The sequence below is a fragment of the Pseudomonas cerasi genome (assembly GCF_900074915.1).
GTDB classification, from domain to species: Bacteria; Pseudomonadota; Gammaproteobacteria; order Pseudomonadales; family Pseudomonadaceae; genus Aquipseudomonas; species Aquipseudomonas cerasi.
Genome location: NZ_LT222319.1, coordinates 1,147,736 through 1,167,467 on the forward strand (window position 1 = coordinate 1,147,736; position 19,732 = coordinate 1,167,467).

Consider the following 19,732-nt stretch of genomic DNA (forward strand, 5'->3'; position numbering starts at 1 on the left):
CGGGCGTTGTTCTGTTGGATTTTTCCTGGGGCATTTCATGGAAAAGCAAATCGTCGCACCCAAGCAAAAGCTCTCTCTGAGCGATCCGAAAGTGCGCGCGTGGTTATTTCAGATCATCACTGTCGTGGCGGTGATCGCGTTGGGCTGGTTCATCTTCGACAACACCCGGACCAACCTGCAACACCGTGGTATTACCTCGGGCTTCGGTTTTCTTGAAAACAGTGCCGGTTTCGGTATTGCTCAGCACCTGATCGACTACAGCGAAGCGGACAGTTATGCCCGTGTGTTCGTCATCGGTTTGCTGAATACCTTGCTGGTGTCGGTTATCGGTATTGTCCTGGCGACCTTGCTGGGCTTTGTCATTGGTGTCGCTCGTCTGTCTCCGAACTGGATGATCAGCAAGCTGGCCACCGTGTATGTCGAAGTCTTCCGCAACATTCCGCCACTGCTGCAAATCCTGTTCTGGTACACCGCCGTATTCCTCACGCTGCCCGGTCCGCGTCAGGCGCATGGTTATCTGGACATGTTCTTCGTCAGCAGCCGCGGGCTTAACATGCCCAGAGCGTTGCCTGCCGAAGGCGCCTGGGCATTCCTGGTCAGTCTGGTTGTTGCTGTGATCGCCATCGTCATGATGGTGCGCTGGGCCAACAAACGCTTCGAAGCCACTGGCCAGCCGTTTCACAAGTTCTGGGTCGGCCTGGCATTGTTGCTGGTCATCCCCGGTCTGAGCATGCTGATCTTCGGCAGCCCGGTGCATTGGGAACTGCCACAACTGAAGGGCTTCAACTTCACGGGCGGCTGGGTGCTGATCCCTGAACTGATCTCCCTGACTCTGGCACTGACCATCTACACCGCGGCGTTCATCGCTGAAATCGTGCGTTCCGGCATCAAGTCGGTCAGCCACGGCCAGACCGAAGCTGCCCGCTCACTGGGCCTGCGCCCTGGGCCGACGCTGCGCAAGGTGATCATTCCGCAGGCGCTGCGCGTGATCATTCCGCCGCTGACCAGTCAGTTCCTGAACCTGGCGAAAAACTCTTCTCTGGCAGCAGCCATCGGGTATCCGGAAATGGTTTCCCTGTTTGCCGGTACGGTGCTCAACCAGACCGGGCAGGCGATTGAAGTCATTGCCATCACCATGAGTGTGTACCTGGCGATCAGTATCAGCATTTCCCTGCTGATGAACTGGTACAACAAGCGCATTGCGCTGATCGAGCGGTGAGGAAAAGCGCATGACAACTCATACTTTCAAACCTGATATGCCACCACCGGGCAAAGTGTTCGGCCCTATGGCGTGGATGCGGCAGAACCTGTTCTCCAGCTGGATCAACACCCTGCTGACCCTGTTCTCCCTGTATCTGATCTATCTGGTCGTGCCGCCTATCATCAGTTGGGCCCTGCTGGACGCCAACTGGGTCGGCACGACCAAGGCAGACTGCACCAAGGCGGGCGCCTGCTGGGTGTTCATCGAGCAGCGCTTCGGTCAGTTCATGTACGGCTACTTTCCCAATGAGCTGCGCTGGAGGGTCGACCTGACCGCTATCCTGGCGATCGTCGGCGCTGCGCCGCTGTTCATTTCGAAGTTTCCGCGCAAGGCTGTCTACGGTATCGCCTTCCTGGTGATCTATCCGGTTGTTGCGTTCTACCTGCTGCATGGCGGCGCGTTCGGTCTGACCAACGTACCGACCAGCCAGTGGGGCGGTCTGATGCTGACCCTGGTGATCGCTACCGTGGGTATCGTCGGTGCCTTGCCGCTGGGTATAGTTCTGGCGCTCGGTCGTCGCTCAAACATGCCCGCTTTGCGCGTGGTGTGCGTGACGTTCATCGAGTTCTGGCGCGGCGTGCCGCTGATCACCGTGCTGTTCATGTCGTCGGTCATGCTGCCGCTGTTCATGCCAGAGGGCATGAACTTCGACAAGCTGCTGCGTGCGCTGATCGGCGTCATCCTGTTCCAGTCCGCGTACATTGCCGAAGTGGTGCGTGGCGGCATGCAGGCCATTCCCAAGGGCCAGTACGAAGCAGCCTCGGCGATGGGCCTGGGTTACTGGCGCAGCATGGGGCTGGTGATCCTGCCGCAGGCGCTGAAGATGGTTATTCCCGGCATCGTCAACACCTTCATTGCCTTGTTCAAAGACACCAGTCTGGTGATCATTATCGGCCTGTTCGACCTGCTCAACAGCGTCAAGCAGGCTACCGCCGACCCGGCATGGCTGGGTATGGCCACTGAAGGCTACGTCTTCGCGGCCCTGGTGTTCTGGATCTTCTGTTTCGGTATGTCCCGCTATTCCATGCATTTGGAACGTAAGCTGGACACAGGCCACAAGCGTTAGGAGTTTTGTGATGAGTGAAGTTATCAATAAGCCTCTGGGCGCTGAAGGCATGATCCGCATGGAGGGCGTACACAAGTGGTACGGCCAGTTCCATGTACTCAAGGACATCAACCTGAATGTGCGTCAGGGTGAACGTATCGTGCTGTGCGGCCCGTCGGGTTCGGGCAAGTCGACCACCATTCGCTGCCTCAACCGTCTGGAAGAGCATCAGCAGGGTCGTATCATCGTCGACGGCACCGAGCTGACCTCGGACCTGAAGCAGATCGAAACCATTCGCCGTGAAGTGGGCATGGTGTTTCAGCACTTCAACCTGTTTCCGCACCTGACCATCCTGCAGAACTGCACGCTGGCGCCAATGTGGGTGCGTAACATGCCGAAAAAGAAGGCTGAAGAAATCGCCATGCACTATCTGGAGCGTGTGCGTATTCCGGAGCAGGCCCACAAGTTTCCGGGTCAGCTTTCCGGTGGTCAGCAGCAGCGTGTGGCGATTGCCCGTGCCTTGTGCATGAAGCCGAAAATCATGCTGTTCGATGAGCCGACTTCGGCGCTTGACCCGGAAATGGTCAAGGAAGTGCTCGACACCATGGTCGGTCTGGCTGAAGAAGGCATGACCATGTTGTGCGTAACCCACGAGATGGGCTTTGCCCGTACCGTGGCGAACCGGGTGATCTTCATGGACAAGGGCGAAATCGTCGAACAGGCTGCGCCGAACGACTTCTTCGATAACCCGCAGAGCGACCGTACCAAGCTGTTCCTCAGCCAGATCATTCACTGAGTGGACATCTGCTGAACAAGGAAACCGGGCCATGTGCCCGGTTTTTTTATGCCTGTCGTCGCTGTGCGGGTTGTATGCAATTACGCTGAACCTTGTATTCGCGATGATTCTCCAACAGGATACCGACCCCCTGAAAAGGGTCGACATACCTGATGACCGAGAAACTGATGACTGCCAAGGCTCAACCCAGCCCCCAACCGACTACCGATCAACCCCATTCTGCTTTGAAGCGCCCCTGGCTGCTGTTGCTGGGCCTGGTGCTGGTTGCCCTCAACCTGCGCCCAGCGTTGTCCAGCATTGCGCCACTGCTCAATACAGTTTCAGACAGCCTCGGCATGTCCGCCGCCGAAGCCGGACTGCTGACCACCTTGCCGGTCCTGTGTCTGGGCTTGTTCGCGCCGCTGGCACCGATTCTTGCCCGCCGGTTTGGCAGTGAGCGCGTGGTTCTGGTGGTGCTTCTGACGCTGGCAGCAGGTCTGGCAGTGCGCAGTCTGTTTGGCCAGATCGGGCTGTTTTCCGGCAGTCTGCTGGCGGGCGCGAGCATCGGAATCATCGGCGTGCTGCTGCCGGGTATCGTCAAACGTGATTTCCCGCGCAAGGCCGGAGCCATGACCGGTGTCTACACCATGGCCTTGTGCCTGGGCGCAGCAATTGCAGCGGGTTCGACGGTGCCGCTGAGTCAGTACGTTGGTGGCAGTTGGCAGATTGGCCTGGGTTTCTGGCTGGTTCCTGCGCTGATTGCCGCAGCGCTGTGGCTTCCGCAGGCGCGTGAGGTGCATGGCACGCATCGCGATGTCTACCGGGTCCGCGGTTTGTTGCGTGATCCACTGGCCTGGCAGGTCACGCTGTACATGGGCCTGCAATCGTCGCTGTCGTACATCGTTTTCGGCTGGTTGCCGTCGATCCTCATCGGTCGCGGCCTGACGCCGACCCAGGCCGGTCTGCTGCTGTCCGGCTCGATCATCGCGCAAGTCATCAGCGCGCTGGCGGTGCCCTATCTGGCCACACGCGGCAAGGATCAGCGTCTGGCGATCATGCTGGTCATGTCGCTGACCCTGATTGGCCTGTTCGGCTGCCTGTACGCGCCACTCGGCGGTCTGTGGGGCTGGGCGATCCTGCTGGGGATCGGGCAGGGCGGCACGTTCAGTCTGGCGCTGGCCTTGATCGTCCTGCGCTCGCGTGACTCACATATCGCTGCCAATCTGTCGAGCATGGCGCAAGGCTTCGGCTACACCATCGCCTCGACCGGCCCGTTTGCCGTGGGCGTGGTGCATGACATGACCGGCAGCTGGAGCGCGATTGGCTGGATCTTCGCGGTACTCGGGCTGGGCGCCATCATCGCGGGCATGGGTGCCGGTCGGGCGCTGCAGGTGCAGGTCAGTAGCGAGAAGGTTTGATTTTCGATGATTGTTGATCGTTCTGAGCGGGCTTGAGCTGCTTCAGGTCTGAGCCAGATTGGCCAGGGCCCATTGTTCGGCACTGGTGACGCTCAGCCCTGATTTCGCGTTGTAGGTACGGGCGACGTCCCATGCCACGCCTCGGCCCATGGCAAAGACTGCCCGGTATTTGTGCAGATTGTCATCCGGCATTTCCGTCAGATCGGCCTGCAACTGCGCAACACTCCATACGTGCCGCTCGATGTCGCGCCCCGTGACACGCTCCACAAGATCGGCCAGCCCGGCGTACGTCAATGTGTCGCCAGCGGTGTACACCACCTGATTCACTATGCGCGGCTCGTGCATCACGATGGCAGCAGTCAGCCTGCCAATGTCCTCTGCGGTGGTGACTGTCACGGCCGTATCGAGGCTGCCCAGCGCATTGATACGACCGCCTTGCAGATCGACGACACCGAACGCGGGTTCGAACAGGAAGCTTGTAAACATACCGGTCGAAACGATTACCCACTCGGTTTGCTGCTGGGCGCGCAGCTTTTCTCGTACATCGAGTTGCTCATCGAACAGATCCTGAGGGCTGCCCCGGCCGATAAGGTCGTAGTCAACGCCGAACTGCCAGGGCAGGTAGCGTTTTATGCCGGCCTTGAGCGCCGCATCGGTCAGTTTGCGTTGAGTGCCCCGGCCAGCGGCAAAACCTGCACAACTGATTACCGTGTCATAGCGCTTCATGACAGTAGCTAGTTCGTCCACGGTGGCATCGGCCAGATCGGCGGTTTCGATGGCAATGTTCAGCGCGCGGATTTCTTCGATTTCCACACGCTTGGCAGGCGCTTGAGTGCTCAAGCTGCTCTGGCGTAGCAGCACGGCAATGCTCAAGTCATATGCTCCGGCTTTCTCGACCAGCCCTCGCAGCACGGCGAGCCCAAGCTCTCCTGCGCCTATTACCAGAATGCGTTGTTTGACGTTTGCGTTATCGGCTTGCATGGTGACCCCTTTGGACAGTCTTTCAATTCAGGCGGGAGAGATGCTGGCATGCCTGTCGACATACAAAAAGTAGGCACATCGGTGATTCCGGGCGGGCTGGACGCGCAGGAAGTGGTCAGACGCTCCGAAGCGGCCTGTGCTGCGCTCAGCGATGATGAGGATGGTCTCAAGCGCGATATTCTCGGCCACGCCGGAAACCGCTGGTCATTGGGTGTGGTACATGCCCTCGGCGTCAGCAGCCCTTTGCGCCATGCCGAATTGCGCCGAAAGCTGCACGGTGTCACCCAGCGCATGCTCACTCATACCTTGCGCCAGCTTGAACAGGACGGGTTGATCACCCGCCATGACTACTGCGAGAAGCCGCTCAGGGTGGAATATTCGTTGACCGACCTGGGCATGGGGCTGCTGGTACAAATGATTCCGCTGTGGACTTGGGTGATTGAAAATTCAGAGGCGTTCAGTGCAGCGCGAAATCGTTATGCGGACAGGTAAAAGTGATGGCTGATGCGCCATCAACCCTCGCCATTTTCAGCGGCGCCGCTTATCGTGCACGGATAATTCGCCGAGGGATGTGCACGCATGAACTACGAGGAACAAAGTCAGGCCAACAGCGCACTGATCACCCGCTTTTATGAGGCGTTTGCGCAGCTGGATGCCGAGGCGATGAGTGCCTGTTATACCGATGACGTGCTGTTCAGCGACCCGGCCTTTGGTGAATTGCGTGGCGCTCAGGTCGGCGACATGTGGCGCATGCTGACTTCCCGGGCGAAGAATTTCTCGGTGGTCTTCGATCAGGTGCGAGCCGATGACCAGACTGGCAGTGCGCACTGGGTGGCGACGTACCTGTTCAGCCAGACCGGGCGCACGGTGGTGAACGATATTCAGGCCCGGTTCGTGTTCCGCGATGGCAAGATCTGCGAGCATCACGATCATTTCGACATATGGCGCTGGTCGCGTCAGGCCTTGGGTTTGAAGGGCCTGTTGCTTGGCTGGACGCCTTTGGTACGCAATGCCGTGAGGGCTCAGGCGCTCAAGGGTCTGAAGACCTTTTCAGAGAGTCGCCGTGCCTGAGGTTGCCAGCACCGCGAGTGCGCCGACTGCCGAACAGGCGGTCGGCAAACCCTGGTTTGTCTATCTGGTGCGCGCTGCCAACGGCTCGCTGTACTGTGGCATCAGTGATGATCCGCAGCGCCGATTCGCTATGCACCAGAGCGGCAAGGGCGCGCGCTTTTTCTCTTCGAGTCCGGCGATGGCACTGGTCTACGTTGAACAATGGCCCAGCAAGGGCGAGGCGTTGCGCCATGAGCGGCTGATCAAGAAGCTCAAAAAAAGCGCCAAAGAGGCGTTGGCTGCCAGCTACGCAACGTCATCGATCCATGAGCGTGATGCCGTCCCGTCAGTTTGAGGCTGTGTGCGGGCAGGGTGCTGCGGGTTAAGCTGTGTTTTTCCCATGTGCACAGAGGCTGAACATGTCCGAGTTGATCCTTCACCACTACCCCACGTCGCTGTTCGCCGAAAAAGCCCGCCTGATGCTGGGCTTCAAAGGCCTCACATGGCGTTCGGTGACTATCCCTTCGATCATGCCCAAGCCTGACCTGACTGCATTGACGGGCGGTTATCGCAGAACCCCGGTGTTGCAGGCGGGTGCGGACATCTACTGTGACACTGCGCTGATGGCGCGGCGTCTGGAGCAGGAAAAAGCGTCGCCGGCGTTTTATCCGAAGGGGCAGGAGTTCACGGTTGCCGGCCTGGCTGCCTGGGCCGATTCGGTGTTGTTCATGCATGCCGTTAGCCTGGTGTTTCAGCCTGAATCAATGGCTGTGCGCTTTGCCAAGGTGCCGCCAGACGCCGCCAAGGCGTTCGTCGCCGACCGTTCGACGCTGTTCAACGGCGGCACTGCGTCGCGCCCGCCTGTGGAGCAGGTCAAACACCAATGGCCTACGCTGATGTCGCGTCTGGAACTGCAACTCTCGCACGGCGGTGACTTCCTGTTCGGCGTACCGTCGATTGCCGATTTCTCGGTCGCCCATACATTGTGGTTTCTCAAGCAGACGCCGGTCACTGCACCCTTTGTCGATGATTATCCGAGTGTCAGGGCCTGGCTCGATCGTGTGCTGGGTTTTGGCCATGGCACGTTCAGCGACCTGAGCTCGGCAGATGCCATCGACATCGCCAGAAACGCCACGCCTGCGTCGTTGCCGGATGAAACCTTCGTCGATCCAAATGGCTTCAAGGCAGGCGACAACGTCGCGGTTTCTGCAGTCGACTATGGCGTCGAAGCGGTTGAGGGCGAGCTGGTATTTACCGGCCGCGAAGAACTGATCCTGCGCCGCGAGGACGAACGTGCAGGTGTCGTGCACGTACACTTCCCGAGAATGGGCTATCGGATCGAGAAGCGCTGAGGTTCTACGATGCTCTGCGTCGCAAGGAGGACGCAGAGCATTGGCACAATAGTCAGGTAGGCTACTTCAGCGCCGCCAGTATCTGATCCGGGTCAAACCCCCTGATCAGCGTGCCGTTGACGTCGATCAGCGGGATGCCTCTGCCGCCCAGCGCTTCATAGGCCTTGCGGCCTTCTTCCGACTTCTCGATGTCGAACTCCTGATACGCAATCCCCTTGCTGTCCAGAAAACGCCGGGTCTGCTTGCAGTAGCCGCACCAGTCGGTGGCGTACATCACCACTTTTGCCTGGCTGTAGCGCTGCGCGACGTCTGCCGGGGGAGGGTTGACGAAATTCTCGATCCTGCCCCAATTCTGGTAAATCACCACCACCAGCATGATCAGGGCGAACTTCTTCAGGGTGCGCAGCAGCATGTTGATTACCGCCGCTTCAACTGGTCGGTCAGTTGCGTCGGCAGCCCCTTGATGATCAGGGTGCCGGCGGTTTCGTCGTATTCGATCTTGTCGCCCAACAGGTGGGCCTCAAAACTGATCGACAGCCCCTCGGCGCGGCCGGTGAAGCGGCGGAACTGGTTGAGGGTGCGCTTATCCGCCGGTATTTCCGGGGACAGGCCGTAATCCTTGTTGCGGATGTGATCATAGAACGCGCGCGGACGATCTTCGTCGATCAGCTCGGACAGCTCTTCCAGGCCCATCGGTTCGCCCATCTTGCTCTGACTGCTGGCGTAGTCGACCAGGGTCTTGGTCTTCTCGCGAGCCGATTCTTCCGGCAGGTCTTCGCTTTCAACGAAATCACTGAACGCCTTGAGCAGGGTGCGGGTTTCGCCGGGGCCATCCACGCCTTCCTGGCAACCGATGAAGTCGCGGAAGTACTCGGAAACCTTCTTGCCGTTCTTGCCCTTGATGAACGAGATGTATTGCTTGGACTGTTTGTTGTTCTGCCACTCGGAAATATTGATCCGGGCGGCGAGGTGCAATTGGCCAAGGTCCAGGTGTCGTGACGGGGTCACGTCCAGTTCGGCATTCACTGCCACGCCTTCGCTGTGGTGCAGCAGGGCGATGGCCAGGTAGTCGGTCATGCCTTGCTGATAATGGGCAAACAGCACGTGGCCACCCACTGACAGATTGGATTCTTCCATGAGCTTTTGCAGGTGCTCGACCGACACCCGCGAGAACGCCGTGAAGTCGCTGCCACCGTCGATGTATTCCTTCAGCCAGCCACTGAATGGATGTGCGCCGGACTCGGGATGGAACAGGCCCCATGCCTTGCCCTGTTTGGCGTTATAGCTTTCGTTGAGGTCGGCCAGCATGTTCTCGATGGCCTGGGACTCAGCGAGTTCGGAGTCGCGTGCATGGAGAACAGCGGGCGTACCGTCGGGTTTCTTCTCGATCAGGTGGACGATGCAGTGACGGATCGGCATGGGCTTCTCGGCTGAAAAAGGTGAAGAGCGTGCGGCTCGTTGCAAGGTGCCCAGTGTAACGCACGCATGCGGCTGATGGCCCGGGGCAGGCTGGTTTTCGCCTGCAGCGAGTGTTTGCTGGGTGTTTTTTGTGCAATTAGCATTAAAACCTGACCAAAAGGATAGGTAGAGGCGGATATTTGCCCGGCTCTGTGCTAGTTTTGCGCGGTCTTGCGCACTTAGCGCGTCAAGCATGCAGTTAGCGCACACGTAGGTCGAACCATTACCCGGTTTCAGTATCTACACTTTCGCGATTAATCGTGGCTGCTAGCGGGTGGCCAGGTTCGTTGCCTGGCCACGGGCCGACGTTGCGCTCTGCAATCCAAATGAATTTGATAGGGAAGGAACACCACCATGGCTCTTACTAAAGACCAATTGATCGCCGATATCGCTGAAGCTATCGACGCGCCAAAAACCACCGCGCGTAATGCTCTTGAGCAATTGGGCCAAATTGTTGCCGACCAATTGGAAAACGGCGTGGAAATCACTTTGCCAGGTATCGGCAAACTGAAAGTTGCAGAGCGTCCGGCTCGCACTGGCCGCAACCCTTCGACTGGCGCTGCCATCGAAATCGCTGCCAAGAAAGTTATCAAGTTCGTTCCAGCCAAAGTGCTGACCGACTCGATCAACAAGTAAGCAACCGCTTGCTGTGAAAAAGCCGTGCACCGGTTAACCGGGCACGGCTTTTTTGTGGGCGTCTGATCACAGATCTGTGCTGCACGGCACACTCAAGAGAGGACGCAGAGCGTCCAGAACGGCATGCGACGCGGAGCGTCGCACGATAGTCGAGGTTAAGGCATGTCGGCGGAGTGTCGTACGGTAGTTGAGATTATCGTTCCTCACGCTCCAGCGTGGGAATGCCTTGCGTGACGCTCCGCGTCACAGATCTGTGCTGCACTGCATACTCAAGAGAGGACGCAGAGCGTCCAGAACGGCATGCGACGCGGAGCGTCGCACGATAGTCGTGGCTAAGGCATGTCGGCGGAGCGTCGTACGGTAGTTGAGATTATCGTTCCTCACGCTCCAGCGTGGGAATGCCTTGCGTGACGCTCCGCGTCACAGATCTGTGCTGCACTGCATACTCAAGAGAGGACGCAGAGCGTCCAGAACGGCATGCGACGCGGAGCGTCGCACGATAATCGAGATTAAGGCCTGCCGACGCGGCGTCGCACGATAGTCGAGATTAAGGCCTGCCGACGTGGCGTCGCACGATCGTCGATGCGGCACGATAGCCTTATCAGTGGGGTGTGCGTTGTGCCTTGTCAAGGAAGGTCCAGGCCACGAAGCGGCTTTGTTTCTGGCCCTGGCCCATCTCGACTACCTTCACTTCAAGCGCGCCGGCTTTTTTCAGGGCGCTCTGGATCGGCGGCAGGTTGGATGCCTTGGACACCAGGGTGCTGAACCACACCACCTGGCCCGGCAATGTGGCGCTTTCCTGGATCAATTGGGTCACGAAGCCAATCTCGCCGCCTTCGCACCACAACTCCTGAGATTGCCCGCCGAAGTTGAGAACCGGCAGCTTGCGCTTGGGATCCGCCTTGCCCAGTGCGCGCCATTTTCGTTGGCTGCCACGCTGCGCTTCTTCCAGCGAAGCATGGAAGGGCGGGTTGCAGAGGCTCACGTGGAAGCGTTCGCTGCTGTCGAGCAACCCGAGCAGGATTTGCTTGCGATTGCCCTGCTGGCGCACGCTGATGGCCTTGCTGAGGCCATTGGCTTTGATGATAGTGGTAGCCGCCGCGATGGCCGTGCTGTCGATGTCCGAACCCACGAAATGCCAGCCATAGTCGCTGTGCCCCAGCAGCGGGTAGATGCAATTGGCTCCGGTGCCGATATCCAGCGCCTTGATGGATGCGCCGCGTGGGATCACGCCTTCATTGTCCTCTCCAAGCAAGTCGGCGAGGAAGTGCAGGTAGTCCGCGCGCCCCGGAATCGGCGGGCACAGGTAATCGGCCGGAATGTCCCAATGGGCAATGCCATAGAACGCTTTGAGCAGCGCGCGGTTGAACACCCGTACCGCCTGCGGATTGGCGAAGTCGATGCTTTCCTTGCCGTAAGGATTGAGGATCACGAAGGCTGCCAGTTCGGGGCTGGATTTAATCAGCTTCGCAAAGTCGTACTGGCCCTGATGCCGATTGCGCGGGTGCAAGGTGGCCTTTTCACGCGGCGCAGCAGGTTTGGCTGGCCGCTGAGGCTTCTTGCGCGGTGGTTTGCGGGTATCGGTCATGGATTCGATTGTCAGCCGTGAGGTTGAGTTGCCTGGCTTATTCGCGAGCAAGCGACGTGTCGCCTTCGGCGTGACAGGCCTTGCTCGCGAATAAGTCAGTACAGAAGTTCAGATAACAAAAAGCCAGCCCATAATCGGGCTGGCTTTTCTGGCCACCTTACAGGCTGGCGATGCGTGCGTGTTGCTCGGCCAGCTTGCCCAGTGCCTGTTCGGCTTCGGTCAGCTTGGCGCGTTCCTTGGCGATGACTTCAGGCGGTGCCTTGTCGACGAAGGCGGCGTTGGACAGCTTGCCGCCGACGCGTTGCACTTCGCCTTGCAGACGCTGGATTTCCTTGTCCAGGCGCGCCAGTTCGGCCCCTTTATCGATCAGCCCGGCCATCGGCACCAGTACTTCCATGTCACCGACCAGCGCGGTGGCGGACAGCGGTGCTTCTGCGCCTTCGGTCAGCACGGTCATGGATTCGAGCTTGGCGAGCTTCTTGAGCAGGTAATCGTTTTCGCTCAAACGACGCTGATCTTCGGCGCTGACGTTCTTGAGGAACAGTTGCAGCGGCTTGCCCGGACCGATGTTCATCTCGCCACGGATGTTACGCACGGCGAGCATCAGGCCCTTGAGCCATTCGATGTCGTCTTCGGCCGCCTGATCGATGCGTGCTTCGTTGGCCACCGGCCAGGGTTGCAGCATGATGGTCTTGCCTTGCGCACCGGCCAGCGGCGCGAGGCGCTGCCAGATTTCTTCGGTGATGAACGGCATGAACGGGTGCGCAAGACGCAGCGCGACTTCCAGAACGCGGACCAGCGTACGGCGTGTGCCGCGCTGACGCTCGACGGGCGCTGTTTCGTCCCACAGCACGGGCTTGGACAGCTCCAGATACCAGTCGCAATACTGATTCCAGATGAACTCGTACAATGCCTGGGCAGCGAGGTCGAAGCGGAACTGATCCAGTTGGCGGGTCACTTCGGCTTCGGTGCGTTGCAACTGCGAGATGATCCAGCGATCAGCCAGCGACAGTTCGACCGCTTCGCCGTTCTGGCCGCAGTCTTCGCCCTTGTCCAGTACGTAGCGCGCCGCGTTCCAGATCTTGTTGCAGAAGTTGCGGTAGCCTTCGACGCGGCCCATGTCGAACTTGATGTCGCGACCGGTGGACGCCAGTGAGCAGAAGGTAAAACGCAGGGCATCGGTGCCATAGCTGGCGATGCCTTCGGCGAATTCCTGACGGGTCTGCTTCTCGATCTTTTTCGCCAGTTGCGGCTGCATCAAACCACTGGTGCGTTTCTCTACCAGCGTTTCGAGGTCGATACCGTCGACGATGTCCAGCGGGTCAAGCACGTTGCCCTTGGACTTGGACATCTTCTGGCCCTGACCGTCGCGCACCAGACCATGCACATAGACGGTCTTGAACGGGACTTGCGGCGTACCGTCCTCGTTCTTCACCAGGTGCATGGTGAGCATGATCATCCGGGCGACCCAGAAGAAAATGATGTCGAAGCCGGTGACCAGCACGTCGGTGGAGTGGAAGGTTTCCAGTGCCTTGGTCTTTTCCGGCCAGCCGAGCGTGGAGAAGGTCCACAGGCCCGAGCTGAACCAGGTGTCCAGCACGTCGTTGTCCTGCTGCAGCGCGATTTCCGGCCCAAGGTCGTTCTTGGCACGGACTTCGGCTTCGTCGCGGCCGACATAAACCTTGCCGGACTCGTCGTACCACGCCGGAATGCGGTGGCCCCACCAGAGCTGACGGCTGATGCACCAGTCCTGGATGTCGCGCATCCACGAGAAGTACATGTTTTCATACTGCTTGGGCACGAACGCGATGCGGCCGTCTTCGACAGCAGCAATCGCAGGCTCGGCCAATGGCTTGGTGGAGACGTACCACTGATCGGTCAGCCACGGCTCGATGATGGTGCCGGAACGGTCGCCTTTCGGCACCTTAAGGGCGTGATCGTCGACGCTGACCAGCAGGCCGGCGGCGTCGAACGCAGCAACGATTTGCTTGCGCGCTTCAAAACGGTCCAGGCCGGAGTAGGCGGCAGGCAGGCTGCCATCGACGCTTTCGTTCAGCGTGCCATCGAGGTTGAACACCTGAGCGGCGGGCAATACGTTGGCATTCTTGTCGAAAATGTTCAGCAGCGGCAGGTTGTGGCGTTTGCCGACTTCATAGTCGTTGAAATCGTGGGCCGGGGTGATTTTTACGCAGCCGGTGCCGAATTCGGGATCGCAGTAATCATCCGCGATGATCGGGATGCGGCGGCCTACCAGAGGCAATTCGACGAACTTGCCGATCAGCGCCTTGTAGCGCTCGTCCTGCGGGTTCACGGCGACGGCGGCATCACCGAGCATGGTTTCCGGGCGAGTGGTGGCCACGATCAGGTAATCCAGACCTTCGGCGGTCTTTGCGCCGTCAGCCAGCGGATAACGCAGGTTCCACAGATGACCTTTCTCGTCATGGTTCTCCACTTCGAGGTCGGAAATGGCGGTGTGCAGCTTGGTGTCCCAGTTGACGAGGCGCTTGCCACGGTAGATCAGGCCGTCTTCATGCAGGCGCACGAAGGCTTCCTTCACCGCTTCGGACAGGCCGTCGTCCATGGTGAAGCGCTCGCGGCTCCAGTCGACGGACGAGCCCAGGCGGCGGATCTGACGGCTGATGTTGCCGCCCGATTCGGCTTTCCATTCCCAGATCTTGTCCAGAAACTTCTCGCGGCCCAGTTCATGACGGCTTACGCCTTGCGCTTCGAGACGACGCTCGACCAGCATCTGCGTGGCGATGCCGGCGTGGTCGGTGCCCGGTTGCCACAGCGTATTGCGGCCCTGCATGCGACGGAAACGGATCAGTGCATCCATGATCGCGTTATTGAAACCGTGGCCCATGTGCAGGCTGCCGGTGACGTTCGGCGGCGGGATCATGATGGTGTACGAGTCACCCACGCCTTGCGGAGCGAAGTAGTTCTCGGACTCCCAGGTCTGGTACCAGGAAGTTTCGATGGCGTGCGGCTGGTAAGTCTTGTCCATGCGCGGCGGGAACCTGTGGCATTGATTCGGAAACCGGTAAGTATAGACCTGACGGCCAGCGACAAGCCATAAGTGCCGGGCCACAACTGGCAGATCTGTCAGTAGGCGGCGAGTGGTCCGAGGGTCGGCTGGCGGCTCTGATACGCTCGCAGCCAGTTACCCGAGGTGCAGGTCCCGAGCCAGAAACTTCACTTCTGCTGCTGCGCCAATAGCCGCTCCAGCCTTGCCTCCAGCCGACGCTTGATTTCGTTTTCGATATGCGGGGCGAAGTCGTCGATCACGTCCTGCATGATCAATTGCGCGGCTGCGCGCAACTCGCTGTCCAGATGTAACAGTGCATCAGGGTTGGGCTGCGCTTGCGGCTGGGCTGTCTGCTGCACCTGCGGGGCGGGCGCTGTATGGGCGTCAGGTGTCAGTGTCGGGATGTCGTCTTCGTCGAAGTCCTGTTGATACGCCGCGTCGGGGCGAGCGCCGACGACATCGAACAACAGGGGAATCTGGCCTTCGGGACGAGCCGTGTCGTTCGACACGGGGGAGTGTGCGGGGTCATCGCCGAGCAGTTGGCGGATCGACTCGAGGTCGTTCAGCAAGTGCGCGGATTCAGCTTTTTTTGAAGTATCCATCGTGTCCTCAAAGGCGCTGCAGTCGGTGATCTTGCGGAGGATAGCCCTGTTCGCGATAGGAACGGAAACTCTCGCGTGCGGCAAGACGTATGGCGGGGTCTTCGACAACGACTTCGGCCACGCGGGCGAAACGTTTGAAGAAGGCCGGAATGCTCAGGTCGAGGTTGACCAGCAGGTCACTGTGTTCGCCCGAGTCGTCGCCCAGGCCCAGTACCACGGCAGCATCGTGATCGCTCTCGGCGTCGCCATGGGGTAGAAACACTTCACCTCTGAAACGCCAGAGCCGGGCATCGAGGTCCTCACGCTGCGCAGCATCGCTGCAATGCAGATAGACCTTGTGACCCAGGCGCCAGGCCTTTTCCGTCAGCTTGCAGGCAAAGTCCAGGCGGGCCGCAGGATCGGCGCTGGGCAGGATGTAGAAGTCGACTTGAGTCATGTGGGTTCCAGAACCGGAGGCGTATCGACTGTGCAGTCGATACGCCAGGGTCTCTTTTTATACGCCGGCGCGGTCGAGCAGGTATTGGGTCAGCAGCGGAACCGGACGCCCGGTGGCGCCTTTTTCCTTGCCGCCGCTCAGCCATGCCGTGCCGGCGATGTCCAGGTGAGCCCAGTGGTAGGCCTTGGTGAAGCGCGACAGGAAGCAGGCCGCGGTGATGGTGCCGCCTTTCGGGCCGCCGATGTTGGCGATGTCGGCGAACGGGCTGTCGAGTTGCTCTTGGTACTCATCGAACAACGGCAACTGCCAGGCACGGTCATCGGCCTGTTTGCCCGCGTCGAGCAACTGATTGATCAGTGCGTCGTTATTGCCCAGCAGGCCGGAGGTGTGGCCGCCCAGTGCAACGACGCAGGCGCCGGTCAGGGTTGCGATATCGATGACCGCCTGCGGCTTGAAACGCTCGGCGTAGGTCAGTGCATCGCACAGCACCAGACGGCCTTCGGCGTCGGTGTTGAGGATTTCGACGGTCTGGCCGCTCATGGTCGTGACGATGTCGCCCGGACGTGTCGCGGTGCCGCTCGGCATGTTTTCGGCACAGGCCAGAATGCACACCAGATTGATCGGCAGCTTCAATTCGAGCACCGCACGCAGGGTGCCGAACACGCTGGCAGCGCCGCACATGTCGAACTTCATCTCGTCCATGCCCGAGGCAGGCTTGATGCTGATGCCGCCGGTATCGAAGGTGATGCCTTTACCGACCAGCACGAACGGCTGGTCGCCTTTTTTGGCACCCTGGTAGTTCATGACGATGAGGCGCGGCGGCTGGGCGCTGCCCTGTGCTACCGCGAGGAAAGAACCCATGCCCAGGTCGGCCAGTTTCTTCTCGTCGTGGACTTCCACTTTCAGGTTCTTGTGTGCCTTGCCCAGCGCCTTGGCTTCTTCGCCCAGGTAGGTCGGATGGCAGATGTTCGGCGGCAGATTGCCGAGGTCGCGGGTCAGTGCCATGCCGGTGGCGATTGCCTGAGCGTGAGTCGACGCGCGTTCGACATCGGCCGCCTTGACCTTGTCGGTCAGCAGGGTGATTTTCTTCAGGGCGCGAACTTCGGCCTTCTGGCTCTTGAAGCGGTCGAAGACGTATTCACCGTCGGCCAGGGCTTCGACCAGCAGACGAGCCATGCCATAGGTGTCGCGGTTTTTCACCGCCAGGTCATCGAGCGCGATCGCTGCATCGGTACCGCCCAGGCCCTTGAGGCAGGTGAGCGCTGCGCCGACGAGTTTTTTCAACTGACGGTCCGAGAGCTCGTCTTCCTTGCCAGTACCCACCAGCAGCACGCGTTCGGCCTTGATGTTGGGCAGATTGTGCAACAGCAGGCTCTGGCCGACCTTGCCGGCCAGATCGCCGCGCTTGAGGATCAGCGAAATGGCTCCGCCGCTGAGGATATCCACCGTTCTGGCCGCACCGGCCAGTACACGGCTTTCACCGACGGTGACCACCAGCGTTGCGGTTTTCAAGGTTTCTGGGCTTACGCTTTTAACAACCAATTCCATGTGGGGTCCCCGAATAGACGATGAGAGTCGCAATATAAATGTCGTACGCGGCATGGCCTGAGTGTTTTCAGGGGCGATGCCTGCGCTAAGCCTTGCAGTTTGACCCCGCTGCACGACTGCTGACAACCCCGCAGAGCTGCCTGTCTGGCGTCTATGTGCGAACTATCCCCGGTGCGCAGTGACAGAAACACACAATCACAGGATAATGCCGCATATTTTTTGAGGCCCACGCCTTTTTTCGGCGTGAAGCTCTGGTTGCCGTGGCTCACAAATTTTCCCTGTTTGGCTGCCTGAGCCTGACAACTCTGGAGTGTCTGGTTTGATTGTCTTCCGTTATCTGTCCCGAGAAGTGCTGCTTACCTTGAGTGCGGTCAGCGCCGTACTGCTGGTCTTCATCATGAGCGGACGCTTCATCAAGTACCTGGCGCAGGCCGCATCCGGTGCACTCGATCCGGGCGTACTGTTCCTGATCATGGGTTTTCGCCTGCCGGGCTTTCTGCAGGTCATTCTGCCCCTTGGCCTGTTCCTCGGCATCCTCATGGCGTACGGACGCCTGTACCTGGAAAGCGAGATGACCGTGCTGGCCGCCACCGGCATGAGTCAGCAGCGTCTGCTGGCCATCACCATGGGGCCGGCCACGCTGGTCGGTCTGCTGGTTGCCTGGCTGAGCTTCAGCCTGGCTCCGCAGGGCGCTACGCAGTTTTCGCTGCTGATCAATCAGCAGGACGCCATGACCGAGTTCGACACGCTGGTGCCGGGCCGTTTTCAAGCGCTGCGCGACGGTACGCGTATCACCTACACCAAGGAACTGTCGGAGGACCGCTCGCAACTGGCCGGTGTGTTCATCTCTGAAAAGCGCATGTCCAGCGACAAGAGCAAGGACAACGGCATCACCGTGCTGGTCGCGGAGAAGGGCCACCAGGAGGTACGGCCCAACGGCAGTCGCTTCCTGATCCTCGAGAACGGCTATCGCTATGACGGCAATCCCGGGGCGGCCGACTATCGCGTGATCAAGTACGACACCTACGGGGCGATGCTGCCCAAGCCGGAAATCAGTGAAGAAATCACCGACCGTGAAGCCATCCCGACCAGCGAGCTGATCGGCAACCCGGCACCGCGTTCCGTGGCCGAGTTGCAGTGGCGTATTTCGCTGCCGCTGTCGGTGTTCATCGTGACACTGATGGCCATTCCGCTGTCACGGGTCAATCCGCGTCAGGGCCGTTACCTGAAACTGCTGCCGGCGATCCTGCTGTATATGTCGTACCTGGCCATTCTGATTTCGGTGCGCAGTTCGCTGGAGAAAGGCAAGCTGCCACTCAGTCTGGGGATGTGGTGGGTGCATGCCATCTACCTGTCCATCGGCCTGTTGCTGTTCTATTGGGAGCCTCTGCGTCTGAAGATGGCGAGTCGTCGCAGCGTCACGGAGGTGACTCGTGGTCAAGCTTGATCGATACATTGGCAAAAGCGTCCTGCTGGCGATTCTCGCGGTTCTGGGCATCATTCTGGGTCTGGTCTCGCTGTTCGCGTTCATCGACGAGATGGGCGATATCAGCGACACCTACACACTGGCGGATGCCCTCAGCTACGTCATGCTGACGGCGCCACGTCGTGTCTACGACACCTTGCCGATGGCCGCCCTGATCGGTTGCCTGATCGGTCTGGGTACGCTGGCCAGCAGCAGCGAGCTGACCATCATGCGTGCGGCGGGTGTGTCCATCGGGCGCATCGTCTGGGCGGTCATGAAGCCTATGCTGCTGCTGATGATCGCGGGCGTGCTGGTCGGCGAATACGTCGCTCCCTATGCCGAGAACCAGGCTCAGGCCGCGCGCTCGCTGGCGCAGGGCTCAGGTGATGCGCAGAGCGCCCGTCATGGTCTGTGGCACCGCCAGGGCGATGAGTTCATCCACATCAACACGGTACAGCCCAATGGCCTGATGCTCGGTGTGACACGTTATCGTTTCGACGATCAGCGCCACATGCTGACCTCCAGCTTTGCTAAAGAGGCCAACTTCAAAACCGATTACTGGGAATTGAAGGACGTCACCACCACGCACTTCAATGACGGCAGCACCAAGGTCATCAACACCCCGGTCGAGCGTTGGGACGTGGCGCTGAGCCCACAACTGCTGAGCACGGTGATCATGCCGCCCGAGTCGCTGTCCATCAGCGGCCTCTGGAGCTACGCGCATTACCTGGCTGATCAGGGCTTGAGCAATGGCCGCTACTGGCTGGCATTCTGGACCAAGGTCCTGCAACCGGCGGTGACCGTCGCATTGGTGCTGATGGCGATCTCGTTCATCTTCGGCCCGCTGCGTTCGGTTACGCTGGGGCAGCGCGTGTTCACCGGTGTGGTGGTCGGCTTTACCTTCCGTATCATTCAGGACCTGCTCGGTCCATCGAGCTTGCTGTTCGGCTTCCCGCCTTTGCTGGCAGTGCTGCTACCTGCCGCCGCCTGTGCGCTGGCCGGGGTACTTCTGTTACGCCGCGCCGGGTAATACATCCGCCTTACTGAAAAAAGCCGACCCTCGGGTCGGCTTTTTTCATGGGCGCTTGCGGA

19 protein-coding genes are annotated in these 19,732 nt (G+C 59.8%); 11 read left to right on the plus strand and 8 right to left on the minus strand.

Annotated elements, in window-relative coordinates:
- The first annotated feature begins 37 nt into the window (after positions 1 to 37).
- The 4 genes from PCPL58_RS07690 (at position 38) to PCPL58_RS07705 (ending at position 4,499) form a co-directional block, all read left to right on the plus strand.
- Positions 38 to 1,219, plus strand: coding sequence for an amino acid ABC transporter permease (locus PCPL58_RS07690; protein WP_065349167.1), 1,182 nt, complete (start codon positions 38 to 40; stop codon positions 1,217 to 1,219).
- Positions 1,220 to 1,229: 10 nt separating this feature from the next.
- Positions 1,230 to 2,327 (plus strand): amino acid ABC transporter permease, encoded by a 1,098-nt coding sequence (locus tag PCPL58_RS07695; protein WP_065349168.1) that lies wholly within the window; start codon positions 1,230 to 1,232, stop codon positions 2,325 to 2,327.
- A gap of 10 nt (positions 2,328 to 2,337) precedes the next feature.
- Positions 2,338 to 3,102, plus strand: a complete 765-nt coding sequence (locus PCPL58_RS07700; RefSeq protein WP_003365366.1) for an amino acid ABC transporter ATP-binding protein — start codon at positions 2,338 to 2,340, stop codon at positions 3,100 to 3,102.
- A 167-nt stretch (positions 3,103 to 3,269) separates the two neighbouring features.
- Complete coding sequence (locus PCPL58_RS07705; protein ID WP_065351016.1) at positions 3,270 to 4,499, plus strand: CynX/NimT family MFS transporter; 1,230 nt, start codon at positions 3,270 to 3,272, stop codon at positions 4,497 to 4,499.
- Between the two features lie 42 nt (positions 4,500 to 4,541).
- Here PCPL58_RS07705 and PCPL58_RS07710 read toward each other — a convergent pair whose 3' ends face one another.
- The gene (locus tag PCPL58_RS07710; protein WP_065349169.1) at positions 4,542 to 5,480 is read right to left on the minus strand and encodes an aromatic alcohol reductase; all 939 of its coding nucleotides are present in this window, start codon (positions 5,478 to 5,480) and stop codon (positions 4,542 to 4,544) included.
- A gap of 48 nt (positions 5,481 to 5,528) precedes the next feature.
- On the opposite strand from PCPL58_RS07710, the gene PCPL58_RS07715 reads away from it, so the two are divergent.
- The 4 genes from PCPL58_RS07715 to PCPL58_RS07730 all read left to right on the plus strand — a co-directional run bounded on the left by PCPL58_RS07715 (position 5,529) and on the right by PCPL58_RS07730 (position 7,882).
- Entirely contained in the window at positions 5,529 to 5,972 is a 444-nt protein-coding gene (locus PCPL58_RS07715) for a winged helix-turn-helix transcriptional regulator (protein WP_003433613.1), read from the plus strand.
- Between the two features lie 87 nt (positions 5,973 to 6,059).
- Complete coding sequence (locus tag PCPL58_RS07720; protein ID WP_065349170.1) at positions 6,060 to 6,551, plus strand: nuclear transport factor 2 family protein; 492 nt, start codon at positions 6,060 to 6,062, stop codon at positions 6,549 to 6,551.
- Complete coding sequence (locus tag PCPL58_RS07725) at positions 6,544 to 6,885, plus strand: GIY-YIG nuclease family protein (RefSeq protein ID WP_003365356.1); 342 nt, start codon at positions 6,544 to 6,546, stop codon at positions 6,883 to 6,885. Before PCPL58_RS07720 ends, PCPL58_RS07725 begins: the two co-directional genes overlap by 8 nt.
- A gap of 64 nt (positions 6,886 to 6,949) precedes the next feature.
- Positions 6,950 to 7,882 (plus strand): glutathione S-transferase family protein, encoded by a 933-nt coding sequence (locus tag PCPL58_RS07730; RefSeq protein ID WP_003365354.1) that lies wholly within the window; start codon positions 6,950 to 6,952, stop codon positions 7,880 to 7,882.
- A 61-nt stretch (positions 7,883 to 7,943) separates the two neighbouring features.
- On the opposite strand, the gene PCPL58_RS07735 is transcribed toward PCPL58_RS07730, so the two are convergent.
- Together PCPL58_RS07735 and yejK are read right to left on the minus strand one after the other, a co-directional pair.
- Positions 7,944 to 8,294: a glutaredoxin family protein gene (locus tag PCPL58_RS07735; RefSeq protein ID WP_054984368.1), complete on the minus strand. Its 351-nt coding sequence runs from the start codon at positions 8,292 to 8,294 to the stop codon at positions 7,944 to 7,946.
- A 5-nt stretch (positions 8,295 to 8,299) separates the two neighbouring features.
- On the minus strand, positions 8,300 to 9,301 hold the full coding sequence (gene yejK / locus PCPL58_RS07740) for a nucleoid-associated protein YejK (protein WP_003365349.1): 1,002 nt from the start codon (positions 9,299 to 9,301) through the stop codon (positions 8,300 to 8,302).
- Between the two features lie 393 nt (positions 9,302 to 9,694).
- Between yejK and PCPL58_RS07745 the strand changes: the two genes are divergently transcribed.
- Positions 9,695 to 9,976, plus strand: coding sequence for an HU family DNA-binding protein (locus PCPL58_RS07745; RefSeq protein ID WP_002552279.1), 282 nt, complete (start codon positions 9,695 to 9,697; stop codon positions 9,974 to 9,976).
- A gap of 601 nt (positions 9,977 to 10,577) precedes the next feature.
- Here PCPL58_RS07745 and rlmF read toward each other — a convergent pair.
- The 5 genes from rlmF to PCPL58_RS07770 all read right to left on the minus strand — a co-directional run bounded on the left by rlmF (position 10,578) and on the right by PCPL58_RS07770 (position 17,175).
- On the minus strand, positions 10,578 to 11,564 hold the full coding sequence (gene rlmF, locus PCPL58_RS07750) for a 23S rRNA (adenine(1618)-N(6))-methyltransferase RlmF (RefSeq protein WP_065349171.1): 987 nt from the start codon (positions 11,562 to 11,564) through the stop codon (positions 10,578 to 10,580).
- Positions 11,565 to 11,721: 157 nt separating this feature from the next.
- Positions 11,722 to 14,568, minus strand: coding sequence for a valine--tRNA ligase (locus PCPL58_RS07755; RefSeq protein ID WP_065349172.1), 2,847 nt, complete (start codon positions 14,566 to 14,568; stop codon positions 11,722 to 11,724).
- Between the two features lie 188 nt (positions 14,569 to 14,756).
- Entirely contained in the window at positions 14,757 to 15,191 is a 435-nt protein-coding gene (locus PCPL58_RS07760; RefSeq protein WP_003433605.1) for a hypothetical protein, read from the minus strand.
- Positions 15,192 to 15,198: 7 nt separating this feature from the next.
- Positions 15,199 to 15,627: a DNA polymerase III subunit chi gene (locus tag PCPL58_RS07765; RefSeq protein WP_002552284.1), complete on the minus strand. Its 429-nt coding sequence runs from the start codon at positions 15,625 to 15,627 to the stop codon at positions 15,199 to 15,201.
- A gap of 57 nt (positions 15,628 to 15,684) precedes the next feature.
- Positions 15,685 to 17,175 (minus strand): leucyl aminopeptidase, encoded by a 1,491-nt coding sequence (locus PCPL58_RS07770; protein ID WP_003365340.1) that lies wholly within the window; start codon positions 17,173 to 17,175, stop codon positions 15,685 to 15,687.
- A 319-nt stretch (positions 17,176 to 17,494) separates the two neighbouring features.
- Here PCPL58_RS07770 and lptF point away from each other — a divergent pair, with 319 nt between their 5' ends.
- Both lptF and lptG read left to right on the plus strand, forming a co-directional pair.
- Positions 17,495 to 18,622 carry an LPS export ABC transporter permease LptF gene (lptF, locus tag PCPL58_RS07775; RefSeq protein ID WP_003316899.1) on the plus strand — a complete coding sequence of 376 codons (1,128 nt, stop codon included), beginning with the start codon at positions 17,495 to 17,497 and terminating at the stop codon, positions 18,620 to 18,622.
- Positions 18,609 to 19,670 carry an LPS export ABC transporter permease LptG gene (gene lptG, locus PCPL58_RS07780; RefSeq protein ID WP_003433604.1) on the plus strand — a complete coding sequence of 354 codons (1,062 nt, stop codon included), beginning with the start codon at positions 18,609 to 18,611 and terminating at the stop codon, positions 19,668 to 19,670. Before lptF ends, lptG begins: the two co-directional genes overlap by 14 nt.
- Positions 19,671 to 19,732 lie beyond the last annotated feature (62 nt).